This window comes from Actinomyces viscosus, from assembly GCF_900637975.1.
GTDB classification, from domain to species: domain Bacteria; phylum Actinomycetota; class Actinomycetes; order Actinomycetales; family Actinomycetaceae; genus Actinomyces; species Actinomyces viscosus.
Genome location: NZ_LR134477.1, coordinates 1,055,642 through 1,072,371, shown reverse-complemented (window position 1 = coordinate 1,072,371; position 16,730 = coordinate 1,055,642). Strand labels below are relative to the sequence as shown.

The following is a 16,730-nucleotide window of genomic DNA, read 5'->3' as shown; positions in this document are numbered from 1 at the left end:
AGGATCGGGGCATGAAGGTCCTCCTCGCCCCCGGCGGGCTGTGGCCCGAGCCGGCCGGAGTACCTCTGGCCGGCCCGGGCCGGGGCCTTCCGGCCAGCAGTGTCGCCGCCTGCCTGGAGCGCGGCTGGCACGCGGTGCGTCCCGACGACTCCCTGACCCTGGTACCCATGGCCGACGGCGGCCCAGGCTCGGCCCAGGTCATCGCCCCGGAGCGCATCGCCTCCCGTGAGGCCATTCAGGGACAGGGACCGCTCGGACAGGTCCGGGAGGTCGACCTGGTACGGCTGGGCCCCGGCCCGGCACGGTCGGCGGCGCAGCGTCCAGGAGAGGGCAGGACCTGGTTCCTCGACGCCGCTCGCCTCCTGGCGCCTCCCCTGGACCCCGATGAGAGCGCCCAGGAGGCTCGCCATGGCAGCACCTATGGTCTGGGGCAGGTCATCGGAACCGCCCTGGGCCGTACCTCTCCCTCCGACACGCTCGTCGTGGGGCTGTCCCGCTCCGCCGTCCACGATGGCGGAGCCGGGGCGCTGGACGCACTCGGTGGCGCCCCAGCGGCCATGGACCTGCTCGTCGGACGCAGTCTCGGACTGGCCCTGGCCGACGGCATCGCCCTGGGAGGCATGAGCGGGGCCGGTGCGGCACTGGCGGAGATCACCTCCTTAAGTCCCGCACAGGCCCAGGAGCTGGATCGCCGAGCCTGCGCCGCCGCCACGGAGGCTGTGAGCGCGGCCGCCACCCCGCGACCATCCTTTGGTGGACAACAAAGGCTGCTCCCCGTCGTCTCCGCGCTCGACGACGCACAGATGCCGTCCCTGTCCGCCGCGAACTCCCGGGGAACGGGGCACCTGAGCACCACCACCTGGGGGACCGGGGCGGCCGGAGGCGGCGCCATGGCGCTGCGAGCCCTGGGGGCGTGGGCACGGCCCGGAGCCCGCGTCATGGCGGAGATCCTGGGCCTTTCTGACACGGTCCTCGGTCAGGACATGGTGGTCACCGCCTCGGGCGAGCTCTATGACGTTCTGGCCGACGGCGTCGTGGACGTCGTCGGAGATCTCGCCGCCTCGCAGGCGCTTCCTGCCGTCCTGGTGTGCGGGCGATGCGCCACCACCCGGGGCGAGCTCGCCGGTGCCGGGATCTCCAGCGTCTACAGCCTGCAGGAGCCCCACGCCATCGAGCCGTGGGACGCCGGTGGCCCCGACGTGCTGGAGGCGCGCCTGACCGACATGGGCGGCCGGCTGGCCCGGACCTGGTCGCGTTGAGCCCACCCGCGCAGGTTGCCTCCCACCCAGGATTCCGTTACAGCGCGTACGGGCGTCTCAGTCGATGGGGGCCGCAGCAGTCGAGTTGCGTACGATAAGGTCGGGAGCGAATAGCATCTCGGTGTTGGCCGGCCTCTCCCCGTCGAGCTGTGCGAGCAGCGTGGAGACGGCCGCCCGGCAGATGGCGTCCACCGGCTGGCGCACCGTGGTCAGCGGCGGGTCGGTCATCGGGATGAGCGGCGAGTCGTCGTAGCCGATGACGGAAACGTCGTGAGGCACGGACCTGCCAGTCTGACGCACCCCATGGACCACTCCGAGGGCCATGACGTCCGAGGAGCACACGATGCCGGTGCAGCTCTGCTCCAGCAGGTGCAGAGCCGCACTGACACCACCCTCGTAGGTGTAGAGCGTCTCTACGATCCGCAGCGGCTCGCCAGGCAGTCCCTCACTCATGGCGTCCTCGTAGCCGGAGCGCTTGCGCTGAGCCGGAACCATGCGCATCGGCCCCATGGCGAGCCCGATACGTTGATGCCCTAGGGCGATGAGGTGATCCACCGCCACCCGGGTGGCTCGGCGGTCATCGGTGGCAAATCCCGGGGCCTTGATGGTGGGCGCGTTACCATTAATCGTCACCAGTGGTACACTGCGCTCACGCAGACGCTGGTAGCGAGTGACGTCGCCGGTGGTGTCCGCGTGGCGCCCGGAGACGAAGATGATTCCCGCGACGCCGCGGTCCACCAGCATCTCGATGTACTCGTCCTCGCTGATGCCGCCGGGCGTCTGTGTGCACAGCAGCGGGGTATGCCCGGAAGGCGCCAGGAGCTGCTCGATCTGCTGGGCGAACAGGGGGAAGATCGGATTGCTCAGCTCCGGCACAATCAGCCCCATGAGGCCCCGGGATGCCTGGTGCACGGACTCAGGCCGCTCGTAGCCCAGGATGTCGAGCGCTGCGAGCACCTGCCGCCGAGTCGAGTCGGCCACGTTGGACTTTCCATTGAGCACACGTGAGACGGTGGCGGTGGAGACACCCGCCTGGTCGGCGATGTCGGTAAGGGTGAGTCTCTGTGGCATGAGTGAATCCTACGAGGATCGGTGAAGGAGAGGAGCCTTTTCGCGTGAACCGCCGGTAGCTCATCGCTCGGCCCTCCAGCCGCAATTATCGCAGATCAAGCATCGTTGCCGTGAATCAGGGGCGGCGACGAGGTGTCGCACGCCCCTGATTCTTCGTTCTCCTCACCGCCGGAAGCTTGGTGATTCGAACCTCTTGCTCAGCCCTTGACCGCGCCCGATAATGAGCCGCCAACGATATAGCGCTGCAGGTACTGGAACAGTGCGATCACCGGGGCCATGGTAAGGACCGCGCCGGCGGCGAAGATACCCAGGTTGTTGGATCGATCGCCGACGAGCATGCCGTAGAGCCCCACTGCCAGGGTTTTCTGAGAGTTATCGGTCAGGATGATCGACCCCAGGAGGAACTCGCTGATAACTCCGACGAAGGCCAGCAGGAAGGTTGTGGCGATGATCGGTCTGAGGGTAGGCAGCAGGATGATCCTAAAGACCTGCCAGTGGGTACATCCGTCGATGATGGCGGCCTCATCGAGCTCCCGAGGGATGGTGTCGAAGGTTCCCTTGATGAGCCACACCTGCCCCAGTGCCCCGCCCATGAGTGCCAAGCTGTAGCCGGCCAGCGTGTTGAGGCCGAGGAAGGGGACTACCTGGCCGATGTCGGAGATCATCGTGTAGATGGCGATCATCGACAGGATCGCCGGGAACATCATGATCAGGAGCAGGGCCAACAGTCCTCCGCGGCGTCCTGTGAATCGGAAGCGGGAGAACGCGTAGGCGCCCAGCAGAGAGAGGAAGACCTGGGCGGTGGCCACCACTGAACAGATGATGATGGTGTTGAGGTACCAGCGTAGGAAGGGACCACGAACTTCAGCCAGTAGGTTTTGGTAGTTAACCAGACTCATCCTGGTAGGGATGAGGCTGGTGGAAGCCACCGTCCCCAACGGGTTGAGCGAGGCGGAGACGACGTAGAGGACGGGGAAAGCGGCGAAGACGAGGGCGAGGATGCCGACGACATGCCTCCAGCCGATCTCACGGAACCATCGCGAGAAGGGCATACGGTTCTCAGCGGTCAGGGATCTGTCGGAGCGCTTGGACATGGTCTTGGAAGAGGTATTCATAGCGATTCTGTTCTTTTCGCAATCGACTCTGGTCAGTTGACGTCTTCGAGCCTCTTAGTGGCCCGGAACTGCAAGGCGGCCAGGACGCCGGTCACGGCGAAAAGGATGACCGAGACGGCTGAGGCGAATCCGAAGTCTGAGCCGGAGCGACCGAAGGCGATGCGGTAGACCATGGAGATGAGAATATCGGTACCTCCGCGTGTGTACTCTCCTGCCGGGAACGGCCCCCCTCGGTCAGTAGCTGGATGGCGTTGAAGTTGTTGAAGTTGAAGGCGAAGGTGCTCACCAGCAGAGGGGAGACGGCGACCAGGAGCAAAGGGGTGATGATGCGCCAGGTGGCCTGCAACCCGCTGGCACCGTCCATCTTGGCGGCCTCTTTGACGTCTCCGGATATGGACTGGAGCGCTCCGGTGCACACGATGAACATGTAGGGGAAGCCCATCCAGGTATTCGTCAGCAGGACCGCGACCTTCGCCATGGTCGGGTCGGACAGCCAGGGGACGTTGAGGTGCAGCGTCTGGTTGATAAGTCCGAAGTCCTGGTTGTAGAAGTTCGACCACACGAGCAGCGAGATGAAGCCGGGGACGGCGTAGGGCAGCAGCAGGAAGGATCGGTAGAGTTTCTTTCCCTTAATACGGTCGTCATTGAGAGTCAGCGCCAGGAAGAAGCCGAGGCCGAAGGTGAGCAGCACCGATCCGAAGGCGAAGATGATTGTCCAGGTGAAGGCCTTGAGGAACTGGGAGGCCAGGTTCCCTTCGGTGAAAAGCCGGGAGTAGTTGGCAAACCCTACGTTCTGCCTCCAGGACTGGGCCAGACTCTCGCCCCTGTCATTGACGAAGTGCTCGGACAGCCCCACTTTCTTGACCGAGTAAACGTCTCCGGTGGCAGTGTTGGCGATGGTGTCGGAGGACTTGTCATACACCATTCTCTTGGTGCCCTCGAATGCGGTCCTGACGCCCTGAACCTTGACTGTGGTCTCTTCGGAGAAGGGGACCGACATGGAGGTGATGTCCTCATAGGCGGTGTTGATCTGCCTGGGCGTCAGGATCGTGTAGCCGTCGGCCTTGGTCACCACGCCGTCGTCGACGGTGACGGCGGAGGCATCGACCTTCTCCATCCTCTTACCGTCGCTTCCACGCAGGACCTCCTTGGTCTGCGGGTTGACCAGGAACAGAGAGAAGGGACCATTGGTGACGTCGCCGTCTGTCGCGACCGATAGCCCGTAGGTGGGGGAGCCCTCTGTGCGAACCATGGAGTTGTTGGTGATGGCGGTGATCGCCTCCTCCTTGGTCCCGCGGTAACCGTCTCCGAAGTTGGTGAAGGATGTCTGGATTGTCAGGATGATCGGGATGATGAGGAAGACGGTCAGGAAGAATGTGCCAGGAAAGAGGTACTTAGCTGGTACGAACCTCTTGGTCGAGTACAACAGAAACATGGCGACCGTAGCGAGGAGGACAACACCCAGCCATAACCACATCTGGTAAGCGATGAGGAGCGGGACGAGATAGATCGCTGCGACCAGCGTGAGGGAGAGAACCACGATGCGTCCGATGACGCTCCTGACGGTCGTGGTCTTCTCCCGTGGGACGGTGGTGGATGCGGACGTCATTATCTGCAAGTCCTTTCCATAAGCGGGAAAGTAGTAGGAGAAATTCTGGAGGTGATTGAAAAGGGGCGCGTTGGGAAGAAGAGCCCTGGCTATGAGCCGTCGATCGAGGCCTTGATGGTCTCGCCGACTCCGGTCATGGTGCTGGCAGGGTCCGCGCCTGCAACGATGTTGGCTTGAGCTCGTCCGAGGGGCTCCCACACCGATGACATGGCCGGGATCGCGGGCATGGGGTCAGCCTCGGAGGAAAGGCCCACGAAGGCGACCATGTCGGGTTGCTCCGCCTTGAGCTTCTCAGCGAGATCCTTCTGCGCCGGCGGAAGCTCGTTGGACGGGAACATCGAGGCCGCGAAGGTCATGTCCTTGGCAGCCTCGGCGACGAAGGTCTCGGCAAAGGCCTTGTTCTTACCGTTTGAGGCGACATAGAAGCAGTTGACACCAACGAAGGGGCGGGCCTGACTGCCCTTGATGTCGCCGAACCCCGGGATCCTGGTGAGCTGGTAGTCGATGCCGGCCTTCTTGATGTCAGCCAGCGCCCAGGGCCCGGAGATGAGGTAGGGGGCCTTGCCATCGGTGAATAAGGAGATGTGGTTGGCCGCGGTGACTGATTTCCGCAGGACTCCCTGCTGGCCGAGCTGCCTGATTTTTTCCGCAGCCTTGATCGAGCCCTCCTGGCCGATACCCAGGTCCCTGGAGTTGTAAGAGCCATCGGGGTTCTTACCGAACAGGTAGCCTCCTGCCGCGGTGTAGATCGGCTCCATGTTGTAGGCGTCGCCCTTCTCATCGACGGCCTGGGACAGGATGAGCTCGGTGCCGGCCGCCCTCCCGGCCTCGATCATCTCCTCGATGGTGGCCGGCTGGGTGAGAGAGGTCAACGCCTTGTTGACGAACAGGCCCAAGCACTCGACCGCGTAGGGCGTGCCGTAGACCTGGCTGTCGTAGGTGACTGCCTTGAGAGCGACATCAGTGTAGTTGGCCTCCGCCTCAGGACTCAGGACGATTGGCCGGATTGCGCTGTTCTGAACCAGGTTACCGATCCAGTCGTGCGCACCGACGACGATGTCAGGGCCGTTGCCCGCCTGGTTAGCGGTGACGAAGTTGGGCTGGAGGTCGTTGGCGACGATTTGGACCGCCACCGAGATGCCCTGCTTGTCGCCCCAGCTCTTGGCGATCTCCTTGAGTGAGTCGGCCTTCTTCTGATCGGCCCAGATGACCAGGTCGGCACTGGAGCCGCCTCCAGCGGTCCCAGTTGCCTGCTGGTCGGTACCGTCTGAGGCGGCTGCGCCGTTGGCGCTACGCGAGCTGGAACAGGATGCAACGGTTGAAACGGTGGTGGCGACGGCTGCCATCGTCAAGAAGGATCGGCGGGTGGGTGCCACAGGGATTCTCCTTCGAATCAGATTCGGAGCGAGGAACCCCTCGCCCCGCACCACAATTTAACTGCCTAATGCAATGATTGCAAGAGATGAACGAAATTTGCAGTCGCCTGTTCTAGGCCACGGTTGTGGCTTCAAGCCAGGTCGTCGTCGTCGGAGGGATGAACAGCCGCCCCTGGTCCTGACGCAGGGGTTGAGACGACAGCAGCACCTTGGCCTCAGCAGGCAGGATGATCGGGGAGTCTGAGGTGTTGACGACGACCAGCACGCCGCGCACCAGGAAGGCCAGAGCCTCAGGCGGGCACCACTCCAGCCCGGTGACGAAGGCCAGGGGTGCGCAGGCCAGGTTGTACTCGTTGCGCACGTGGGCGGCGTGCCGCACGGTCGCGGCGGGGGACCCGAACTGGGAGGACTGTCCCCGAGTGTGCTCGGCCACCATGTCCGCCAGCTCCAGGGGAGCAGTGGGCTTGTCGCCATCGGTCAGGGCGATCTCGTCACCCTGCCGCAGGTAGAGGGAACCCGGCAGAGCCAGCATCATGGCCTGCAGCGCCAGCCCTCGAAGCAGGCGCAGATCGTGGTCGACGGAGTACCAGCGCTGGCCGTCCCCCGGGTCCAGGTGCTCGGACAGGATGTGAGGAGGCAGGAAGCGCCAGGTGGGTGGTGCGCCGAAGCGGTCGTGCTCGTCCAGGGACCGGGTCAGGTGGGCGGTGAGGGACTCGGCGCTCCACCTGGTCAGGGTCAGGCAGTCGTCGCGCAGGTGGTGGACCCAGTCGTCCTGGAGGTGGTGGCGCAACGAGTCCGGGTAGTCGGCTGTCACATCAGCGCCGATGATTCCCTCCTCCACGTACTCGGCGAGCTGGCCGTGGAGCATGGCGAAGTAGGCACTGAGGCGGTCCAGGCGGGTCTCGGTGGTGATCTGCGGAGGCACGATCGTTCCCAGGTCGATGCCGACCGCCCCGGCCTGGAGATAGGCCTCCGAGCGGCGCAGCAGATCCTCGCCCGCCCCTTCGAGCCCAGTGATGAAGCCGGTGGTCTGCTTGGCGTAGGGGCCGGTGATCGGACCGAGCGCACCGGAGATGCGCACGATGGTGCGCAGGCCCTGTTCTCCCGCCTTGTCGATGAAACGGCGGATCGAGTCCATCTCAGAGCTGACGTCGAGCAAGCTTGGGCGCAGGAGCACCGCGTCCATTCCCAGGTAGAGGGCGTGCGCAATGACGGGGTCGGTGTGGTCCAGATCGGCGGCTCCCAGGGCGGGTGAGGCGATCTCGTAGACCAGTGCGTGGCGCCACCACTCCTCCGGACCGTCGTAGGGCCGGTGAACGAGGGTAGTGGTTGTGGTCACGGTAGGTGTCTCCCTTCCGCCGGACTGGTGCCCAGGAGCGTCACTCCTAAGAGTGCTTCATCGGTGTCTCGTCGGGTGCTGGCGACCACATGCTGAGGAGATCGGATGCCGTTGCTCCCTTGGGACGGTGTCGGAGGTGTCGGAACGGTGACGACCATGGTAACCCGCTTCTGCGCTACCTTGTGACTATGTCAGTGCAGAAATCTGGATCCAGGCCTGTGCGTATCGACGGAGGCGACAGTCTTGCCCTGGCTGGATACCGATCACAGGATGCTGAGCGCTTTGTTCACGAGCAGGCGAAGAATCCTCAGCGCACTCCTTTTGAGCGCGACCGTGCCCGGGTCCTGCACTCCTCGGCACTGCGGCGCCTGGGGGCCAAGACCCAGGTGCTGGGGCCCTCAGCGGACGACTTCGTGCGCACCCGGCTCACCCACTCCCTCGAGGTGGCGCAGGTGGGACGCGCGCTCGGTCAGGCGCTGGGATGCGATCCCGACGTCGTCGACGCCGCCTGCCTGTCCCACGACCTGGGTCATCCGCCGTACGGGCACAACGGAGAGAAGGCTCTCGACGTCGTCGCCCGCCGGATCGGAGGCTTCGAGGGCAATGCCCAGACCTTCCGAATCCTCACCCGTCTGGAGCCCAAGACCCTTGACGAGCTCGGACGGCCGGTGGGCGTCAACCTCACCCGGGCCAGCCTCGACGCCGTCGCCAAGTACCCCTGGCTCAAGGGACGGGGGCCGGGTGGCGCGAGTGGGCGCAGTGCGCGCAAGTACTCCGCCTATGACGACGACGCCGAGATCTTCACCTGGATGCGTCAGGGGGCGCCGGAGGGCAGGCGCTGCATCGAGGCCCAGATCATGGACCTGTCCGATGACGTCGGCTACTCCGTCCACGACGTCGAGGACGCCATCGCCCTGGGACGCATGGACCCCGCCTGCCTGACCGACCCGCATGAGGTCGACGAGCTGCTTGAGGCCACCAGGGCCTGGTACGGCACCGACCTCAGCGCCGACGCCCTGGGTGCTGCCTTCGGCAGGCTCTCCGGCCAGCCCTACTGGATCCGCTCCTACAACGGCTCGGTGGCCGACGCTGCGCGCCTGAAGAACCTCACCAGCGAGATCATCGGCCGCTTCGTCTCAGCAGTCGCCACCGCCACCCGCCAGACCTACGGAGACGGACCCCTGACCCGCTACGGGGCCGAGCTCGTCATCCCCGAGGAGACGGCCGCGGAGATCCTCCTGCTCAAGGGCATCGCCGTGCGCTACGTCATGGAGCCCCGTGAGCACGAACCGGTCTACCTGCGCCAGCGCACCCTCATCTTCGACCTGGCCGACGTTCTCATGACAGGCGGCGGGAAAGGGATCGACCCCGTCCTGGCCGACGCCTGGAACCGGGCCGAGAACGACGACGCTCGCCTGCGAGTGGTCGTGGACCAGATCGCCTCCCTGACGGACACCTCCGCGCGCGCCTGGCACGCCCGGCTGTGCGGCATGTTCTCCGAGGTGTAGCAGGACGGACGCAGCAGGGGAGCGGTAGGCGCCTGCGCAGGATGTCGGCGGCCTCGCCTACGATGGCCCTGTGGCGGGACTGATCAGACGTGAGGACATCGAGGCGGTGCGTGAGCACGCCCGGATTGAGGACGTCGTCGGCGAGCACGTCACCCTCAAGAGCGCCGGAGTCGGCTCGCTCAAGGGGCTGTGCCCCTTTCATGACGAGCGCACCCCCTCCTTCCACGTCCGCCCCCAGCTCGGTTACTGGCACTGCTTCGGCTGCGGTGAGGGCGGCGACGTCATCACCTTCATCGAGAAGATCAACCACCTCGGTTTCGCCGAGGCCGTCGAGTACCTGGCCGACCGAACCGGGGTCCAGCTGCGCTATGAGGAGGGCGGAGCGGTCCGGCGCGGGGTGGAGCCGGGAACCCGCCAGCGCCTCATGGACGCCAACCGTCTGGCCGAGGCCTGGTTCCGCGAGCAGCTCGCCGGCCCGGAGGCCCAGGTGGGGCGCGACTTCCTCACCGCCCGGGGCTTCGACCGCCAAGCGGCTGCGCACTTCGGCGTCGGCTACGCCCCCGCCGGATGGGACAACCTCGCCCGCTACCTGCGCAGTGCCGGCTACACCGAGGCCGAGCTGGTCGACTCCGGGCTGTGCAGCCGGGGCGGACAGGACGGACGCCGCGTCTACGACCGCTTCCGGGGCCGCCTCATCTGGCCCATCCGCGACGTCACCGGAGCCACTGTCGGCTTCGGGGCGCGCAGGCTCACAGAGGAGGACCAGGGCCCCAAGTACCTCAACACCCCCGAGACCCCCGTGTTCCACAAGAGCCAGGTCCTTTACGGACTGGACCTGGCGAAGCGGGAGGTCGCCCGCTCCCACAGGATCGTCGTCGTCGAGGGCTACACCGACGTCATGGCCGCCCACCTGTCCGGGGTGACCACGGCCGTAGCCACGTGCGGCACCGCCTTCGGCGCCGACCATGTGCGGGTCGTCCGCCGCCTTCTGGGCGATATCGATGACCCCGCCGCGGGAGTTGTCACCGGGCAGGGACGCGAGGCCCGCGGTGGCGAGGTCATCTTCACCTTCGACGGCGACGCCGCCGGCCAGAAGGCCGCCCTGCGCGCCTACGCGGAGGACCAGCGCTTCGCCACCCAGACCTTCGTGGCGGTCGACCCCGGCGGCCTGGACCCCTGCGACCTGCGCATGAAGGAGGGGGACCAGGGCATCCCACGCCTGCTGTCCAGGCGCGTACCGCTGTTCGAGTTCGTCATCCGCACCTCCCTGTCCCACCTGGACCTGGACACCTCCGAGGGGCGGGTGCGGGGGCTGCGCTCAGCGGCACCGGTCGTGGCCGGCATCCGGGACCGGGCGCTCAAGCGCGAGTACACCCGCCGCCTCGCCGGATGGCTGGGACTGCCCGACGCCGAGGTCCACAGCGCCGTCCAGGCCGCCGGGCGACGAGGCCAACAGCCCTCCGCAGCCCGCGGCGGCCAGTGGCCCGCCGACGAGACCGCAGGCCCCGACGCCGCAGCACCGGTGCGCGGTCTGCCACCGGTGACCGACCCCGTGGAGCAGCTCGAGCGCGAGGCCCTGGCCGTCATCGTCCAGTTTCCGGTGGCCGCGCACCGGGCCGGAGCCGATGAGCTGGGGGCGGACTCCTTCGGCCAGCTCACCCACCGGGCCGTCTACGAGGCTGTTGCCGCTGCCGGAGGAACCGGAGAGGTGCCGGGACTGGTACAGCAGGCGGTGGCCGCCGGGATGGGGGAGCAGGAGGCGCAGCGACGGGCTACGCTGCGCTGGCTCCAGCAGGTGCGTGACGGCGCCATCGGCCTGGTCGAGGCCGCCATCACCGAGCTGGCCGTGGCGCCCCTGCCGCTGCCGACCATTCGGGGGCGCGGCACGGAGGTGGACGACTTAGGGCTCGACCGCTACGCCAAGGGTGTGCTCAGCTCTCTGGCCGTCATGGGTATCAACCGCCAGCTCGTCGAGATGCGCTCGCGGCACCGCCGGATGTCCCCACAGGATGAGGGCTACCGGGAGCTGTTCTCCCAGATCGCCGCCCTTGAGCAGCGCCGTATGCAGATCAGGCAGGGAGCCTGACGGCCGCGGGTGGGGCCACCGGGCAGGTGGTGCGGGTAGCCTGGCGGGCATGCTGAACCTGCGACGTCGTCAAGGCTCATCCGCCCGCTCCACCACCGTGCTCCCGCTTGAGATGCGTGAGCAGCTGCATCAGCCCGTCCTGGGCGCGGTCCCCCTGGACGAGGCAGGCTCGGCATGGGCGGCGGCCACCGCCGACGCGCTCGTCGTCTTCAGCGGGCGCAGCAGGCCCGAGCATCACGCCTGGGACGAGGTGGAGCAGGGTTCCTGGGACGCCGAGGAGCGGGCCTTCACCCTGAGATGGACGGACTTGGATCGCGATGACCTCGTTCTAGAGGTTCCAGCAGGGCTCCGCGATGGCGACACCTACGCGCCCACGGACGTCGCTCCTTTCGCCAAGGCCCTGCGCCAGCGGGTCGAGGCCGCCATCGTCCACAGTGCGGTCGCCACGCTTCCCAGCGGTGTCACGGCCACCGCCAGCGTGCGTCGTGGTGCGGATGGGGAGCTGTACTCTGTGACCCGTCCGGCCATGTCCCAGGTCTCAGACGAAGAGGATCATGAGGCGCTTCAAGCGCTGGAAAACCGCGTCAGAGAGGGTGTGGGGCTGCCCACACGGTAGGATGTCCCAGGAATTGCAGCGTTTTCGGTGATTTGCAGGATTCGACGTTGCCGCGGGATGTTGCTAAAGTTCACTGCGCGTCAAACGCATTCCTGCGTAGCTCAATGGCAGAGCATCCGACTGTTAATCGGACGGTTGCTGGTTCGAGTCCAGCCGCAGGAGCCATCACTCGGAGCCCCAGCCCCACCGGCTGGGGCTCCGTCGTCTTCCGGCGCGATGCCGGTGGAGATCCGCTGAATGGGCCCCCCACACCTTCAAGTGCGAGGGGCCCAGTATCTCCAGTATCTTCAGTGTTGCCGCGCGCTGGGCAGGGTGTGCTTGCGGGCTTAGGCGGTCTCGAGGAGGTCGCGGACGTACTGGGAGCGTGTCTTGCCGGCTGCGGTGATGGTGGTGCGCAGGGAGCCATCGGGGAGCCGGACGTGGCGTTGCCCTACGTCGCGCCCTACGGCGCGACGGACCGAACATGACCACTCCGCTCCAGTCATGGGAGGATGCCGCCATGGCATACCGCGACATCCGCATCATCGGCGACCCGGTCCTGCGCACCGAGTGCGACTGGATCACTGACATCGACGACTCCGTCAAGGCTCTGGTCGAGGACCTGCTTGAGACGGTCGATGAGGACGGCCGGGCGGGCCTGGCGGCCAACCAGATCGGGGTCGGTCTGCGCGCCTTCTCCTGGAACATCGACGGCGAGATCGGCTACATCCTCAACCCCAAGATCGTTGAGCTCTCCAAGGACGAGTACCAGGACGGGGACGAGGGCTGCCTGTCGGTTCCGGGCCTGTGGTTCCCCACGGAGCGCGCCTGGTACGCCCGGGCCGAGGGCACGGACCTGGACGGCAAGGAGGTCGTCGTCGAGGGGGAGGAGCTCATGGCCCGTTGCATTCAGCACGAGTGCGACCACCTGGAGGGGCACCTCTACCTCGATCGCCTCGACCGGCAGAACCGGGCCAAGGCGATGAAGGAGCTGCGCGCCCAGGGCCTGTAACGCGCTTGAGACACAAGACGGGTGGGGGTAACAGACTCCGAGTCTGTTACCCCCACCCGTTGTTGTCAGACGGTCACCGAGGAGGTCCGGCTCCGCGTGCCCCTAGCCGACGCGGTGCAGCCAGCGCACGGGCGCGCCGGCCCCCGCGTAGCGGAAGGGCTCCAGCTCGTCGTCCCAGGCCTGCCCCAGTGCCAGATCGAGCTCACGGCGCATCCTGTCGGGATCGGCCGCGTAGACGAGCGTGGCACGGATCCGGTCCTCAGGGACGACGACGTTGCCGTGAACGTCCGTCTGGGCGTGGAAGATCCCGAGGTCGGGGGTATGCGACCAACGGCCGCCGTCGGTTCCCACGCTCGCCTCCTCGGTCACCTCGTAGCGCAGGTTCGCCCAGCCTCGCAGGGCGGAGGCGAGACTGGCTCCCGTCCCGGCAGGCCCCACCCAGCTGGTCTCGGCCCGCATCATGCCCCGAGCCGCAGGCTGCTCGGTCCAGTCCAGGTGGACACGCGAACCGAGCACCTCGGCCGCCGCCCACTCGATGTGGGGGCAGAGCGCCCGAGGTGCAGAATGCACGAAAAGTACACCGCGGGTGTAGGCACCGATCATGAGTATCGCCTCCTGGTTGGTTTCGAGATTCGCCTTCCCCAACGGTCTCGATCCTCAACCGGGCTCATGTCATGACGTACGCGGCATGCACGGCTATTGTGCACGACGGGGCGGGATCGGTCCAGCCCGGTGGGTCACAGCCGGGTCCTGCGGCGCCGTCCGTCTGCTTCCGGCTACGCCCTGGTGAAGACGAGCGCGACGTTGTGTCCTCCGAAGCCGAAGGAGGTGCTCGCCGCCGCCTCCAGGTCGGGCAGGCTGCGCCCCTGCGGCCCGACGACGTCCAGGCCGAGCTCGGCCAGCTCCGGGTCCACGCCGGCGGGCAGCAGCGTCGGCGGCGCCCACCGCTCGCGTAGGGCCATGACGGTCAGAACCGCCTCCAGCCCACCGGCTCCACCCAGGAGGTGACCGGTTGCGGACTTCGTGGCGCTGACAGCCGTCTCCGGAACGCTCCGGGCCAGGACCCCGGCCTCGACGACGTCGCCGGCCGGGGTCGAGGTGGCATGGGCGTTAACGTGTCCGAGCGCACCGGCATCGAGGCCGGCTCGCTCCATCGCCTGCAGCAGGGCGCGCTCCTGCTCCGTGCCCGATGGCTCGGGGCGCGCCACGTCATAGGCGTCGGCAGTGACTGCGGAGCCCGCGAGCCCGGCCAGGATCCGTGCGCCGCGGGCCATGGCGTGCTCGGCACGCTCCAGGACCAGGATCCCGGCGCCCTCGCCGAGGACGAAACCGTCACGGTCCGGGGCGAAGGGGCGTGAGGCGGTGGCCGGGTCCTCATTGCGCGTCGACAGCGCCCTCATGGCTCCGAAGGCGGCCACCGTCATCGGGTGGAGGGCCGCGTCCGTCCCCCCGGCCACGACGACGTCGGCTCGTCCCAGCGCGATGAGATCCGCGCCGTAGGCGATGGCCTCTGCGCCCGAGGCACAAGCCGAGACCGGGGCATGGATCCCGGCGTGCGCTCCCAGCTCGATCCCGACGGCGGCTGCTGGAGCGTTGGGCATGAGCGAGGGAACCGCCGTCGGCAGAACTCGCCGCGGCCCCCTGTCCCTCAGGGTGTCCCACGCCTCCATGACCGACAGGACCGGTCCCATGCCGGGGGAGACGGACACCGCAAGCCTCTGTGAGGCGACCTGCGGTGATCCCGCCTGCTCCCATGCCTGGCGGGCGGCCAGCAGCGCGCACTGGCTGGCGCGGTCGAGGCGGCGCACCTGGCGGGGCGGGAGGAGGTCGGCTGGGTCGATCGCCAGGGGGGCTCCGATCCGCACGGGCAGCGCGTAGTCCTCCACCCAGTCGTGCTCAAGAGAGCGGATCGCGCAGGTGCCCTCGCGCAGGGCGCTCCAGGTCGAGGCGACGTCTCCGCCCAGCGGGTTGACGGTACCCAGGCCGGTGACGACGACGTCATCGGGGCGGCGGACGGCTGCCGGGATCATGTGGTGTCAGGCTTTCCTGGTGGTCACGAGATCCACCAGGGCTCCGACGGTGGGCAGGGTCGGGATAAGGGAGTCATCGAGAGCCACGCCGAAGCGCTCCTCGACCTGGGTGGCGATGGTCAGCAGCCCCAGGGAGTCGACGTCGAGGTCCTGGGCGAAGGTGCTGGAACGGGTGATGTCCTTGGCGTCAACGCCGGACTCCTCACTGACGATCTGCGTGATGACGGCCAGGACGTCCTCGTTGCTCTGCTCGGCCATGATGGCTCCTTCTTGCTGCCGCGACGGGGCAGGCTGTGACCCGCGCGGTGCTGTGGTTGGAGGGTTGGTGCAGTGTGACACGGTGGTGCCGCGTCTAAGACCATTGTCCCAGACGGGGACGAAGTTTCCGGAATCGGTACGCCACCGAGACTGTGGCCGGCCACCGCGAACAGGGTGGCCGGCCACAGGAGTGGACGGCAGGGACGGGGACTCCTCGCGTCCTCAGTGGTTCAGCGGGCGCGGCATCGGCGGATCAGTCCTCCCGGCCGATCGCCAGACGTCCCACGATGATCGCCATGTGCAGCATGAGGCCGTCGCGCGCGTTCGTCGCGTCCCAACCGACCTGCTCGCTGACACGGCCCAGCCGGTAGCGCACCGTGTTGGCGTGCACGAACAGGTTTCGAGCCGTCGCCTCCAGGCTTCCTCCCAGGGCCAGGTACGTGGCCACGGTGCTCTCGAAGGGATCACCCATCTCGTGAAGGGGAGCGTGCACCAGGCTGAGAATCTGCTCGCCGGCGAGCTCGTCACCCGCCAGAAGACGCTCGGGGAGAAGATCGTCGGCGTGGACGGGATTGGGGGCCTCGGCCCAACCGGGTAGGGCGCGAAGCCCGGCCAGGGCGGAGCGCAGCGAACGGCCCGCGTGCGAGATCCCCGGGACCACGGGACCGACGACGGCCGAGCCCCCCAGTCCGCCGGCCACCTGCATCGCCGCCTGGTCCACCAGCTGCTCGGCGCTTCCGCTGCGCCCCTGGGCGGAGGAGGCCTTGGCTGAGGAGCCACGAGCCTCCTGACTGCCTCCCAGGACGATGAGGACGGAGTCGCCGCGTACCGACACCAGGCAGTCGCTGGCGAGGTTACGGCACTCGTGGCGCAGCCGGGAGACCCCGAGCGCGTCCAGGGTCGTCTTGGCGGCGATCGCCACCACCGGTCCGGTGCCGTTCCAGCCGGCTGTACCGGCCCGGGTGGCGGCATCCTCGGGATCGTCGTGAAGCATCGCGTCGACCGCGACGGACTCCAGCCTGGCGTCCCAGGCCCCTCGGGCCTCGGCGGCCCGGGCGTACACCTCGGCGGCGGCGAAGCCGACGTCGCGCCCGAAGGTCAGGACCAGGATACGGACCGTGTCGTGGTCCTCCTTGGGGACCGCGCGAGGAGCCTCGTCAACAACGACGTCGAGGACCGTTCGCACCAGGGCAAGGGTCTGTTCCAGCGTGATGACCCCGGTCAGGGCGGCGGGGGCCACGGAGAAGATCTGGGAGGGAACCAGCGGGGTCTCGGGGTTCTCCGCCGAGTCGACGAACATCGTGACGCCCAGGCGGGCCACCGCCGCGATCTGGTCGCGAGATCCTTCCGGCAGGGTTCGGTAGAAATCGTGGGCCGAACTGATGCGGTCCAGTGAGTGTTCAATAATTGTGTCCTGCGCCTGTCGCAGTGCAGACACCCCCGGAGCGCTCAACTCATCCATGCTGTGGATG

14 protein-coding genes and 1 tRNA gene are annotated in these 16,730 nt (G+C 67.2%); 6 read left to right on the top strand and 9 right to left on the bottom strand.

Annotated elements, in window-relative coordinates; genetic code table 11:
• The first annotated feature begins 11 nt into the window (after window positions 1-11).
• A complete protein-coding gene (locus EL340_RS04720) occupies window positions 12-1,259 on the top strand; it encodes a glycerate kinase (protein WP_126413654.1) in 1,248 nt (415 codons plus the stop codon).
• Between the two features lie 57 nt (window positions 1,260-1,316).
• Here the strand turns inward: EL340_RS04720 and EL340_RS04715 are convergent, their stop codons facing one another.
• From EL340_RS04715 to EL340_RS04695, 5 genes are all read right to left on the bottom strand, one after another.
• Window positions 1,317-2,330, bottom strand: coding sequence for a LacI family DNA-binding transcriptional regulator (locus tag EL340_RS04715; RefSeq protein WP_126413653.1), 1,014 nt, complete (start codon window positions 2,328-2,330; stop codon window positions 1,317-1,319).
• 197 nt (window positions 2,331-2,527) lie between these two features.
• On the bottom strand, window positions 2,528-3,445 hold the full coding sequence (locus tag EL340_RS04710; protein WP_126413652.1) for a sugar ABC transporter permease: 918 nt from the start codon (window positions 3,443-3,445) through the stop codon (window positions 2,528-2,530).
• Window positions 3,446-3,536: 91 nt separating this feature from the next.
• Window positions 3,537-5,054, bottom strand: a complete 1,518-nt coding sequence (locus EL340_RS04705) for an ABC transporter permease subunit (RefSeq protein WP_232023220.1) — start codon at window positions 5,052-5,054, stop codon at window positions 3,537-3,539.
• Window positions 5,055-5,143: 89 nt separating this feature from the next.
• Complete coding sequence (locus EL340_RS04700; protein ID WP_126413651.1) at window positions 5,144-6,430, bottom strand: sugar ABC transporter substrate-binding protein; 1,287 nt, start codon at window positions 6,428-6,430, stop codon at window positions 5,144-5,146.
• A 112-nt stretch (window positions 6,431-6,542) separates the two neighbouring features.
• On the bottom strand, window positions 6,543-7,769 hold the full coding sequence (locus EL340_RS04695; RefSeq protein WP_126413650.1) for an alpha-amylase family protein: 1,227 nt from the start codon (window positions 7,767-7,769) through the stop codon (window positions 6,543-6,545).
• A 188-nt stretch (window positions 7,770-7,957) separates the two neighbouring features.
• Between EL340_RS04695 and EL340_RS04690 the strand changes: the two genes are divergently transcribed.
• From EL340_RS04690 to def, 5 genes are all read left to right on the top strand, one after another.
• Window positions 7,958-9,277: a deoxyguanosinetriphosphate triphosphohydrolase gene (locus EL340_RS04690; protein ID WP_126413649.1), complete on the top strand. Its 1,320-nt coding sequence runs from the start codon at window positions 7,958-7,960 to the stop codon at window positions 9,275-9,277.
• Window positions 9,278-9,347: 70 nt separating this feature from the next.
• Window positions 9,348-11,363, top strand: coding sequence for a DNA primase (gene dnaG / locus EL340_RS04685; protein WP_126413648.1), 2,016 nt, complete (start codon window positions 9,348-9,350; stop codon window positions 11,361-11,363).
• A gap of 49 nt (window positions 11,364-11,412) precedes the next feature.
• A complete protein-coding gene (locus EL340_RS04680; RefSeq protein WP_126413647.1) occupies window positions 11,413-11,979 on the top strand; it encodes a hypothetical protein in 567 nt (188 codons plus the stop codon).
• A 90-nt stretch (window positions 11,980-12,069) separates the two neighbouring features.
• Window positions 12,070-12,144 (top strand) — tRNA-Asn (locus EL340_RS04675).
• Window positions 12,145-12,478: 334 nt separating this feature from the next.
• A complete protein-coding gene (gene def / locus EL340_RS04670; protein ID WP_126413646.1) occupies window positions 12,479-12,970 on the top strand; it encodes a peptide deformylase in 492 nt (163 codons plus the stop codon).
• A 102-nt stretch (window positions 12,971-13,072) separates the two neighbouring features.
• On the opposite strand, the gene EL340_RS04665 is transcribed toward def, so the two are convergent.
• From EL340_RS04665 to EL340_RS04650, 4 genes are all read right to left on the bottom strand, one after another.
• Window positions 13,073-13,573, bottom strand: coding sequence for a DUF3145 domain-containing protein (locus EL340_RS04665; RefSeq protein WP_126413645.1), 501 nt, complete (start codon window positions 13,571-13,573; stop codon window positions 13,073-13,075).
• Window positions 13,574-13,746: 173 nt separating this feature from the next.
• Complete coding sequence (locus EL340_RS04660) at window positions 13,747-15,000, bottom strand: beta-ketoacyl-[acyl-carrier-protein] synthase family protein (protein WP_126413644.1); 1,254 nt, start codon at window positions 14,998-15,000, stop codon at window positions 13,747-13,749.
• Window positions 15,001-15,006: 6 nt separating this feature from the next.
• A complete protein-coding gene (locus tag EL340_RS04655; protein ID WP_126413643.1) occupies window positions 15,007-15,258 on the bottom strand; it encodes an acyl carrier protein in 252 nt (83 codons plus the stop codon).
• 253 nt (window positions 15,259-15,511) lie between these two features.
• Window positions 15,512-16,720 (bottom strand): PucR family transcriptional regulator, encoded by a 1,209-nt coding sequence (locus EL340_RS04650; protein ID WP_197722347.1) that lies wholly within the window; start codon window positions 16,718-16,720, stop codon window positions 15,512-15,514.
• Window positions 16,721-16,730: the final 10 nt, after the last annotated feature.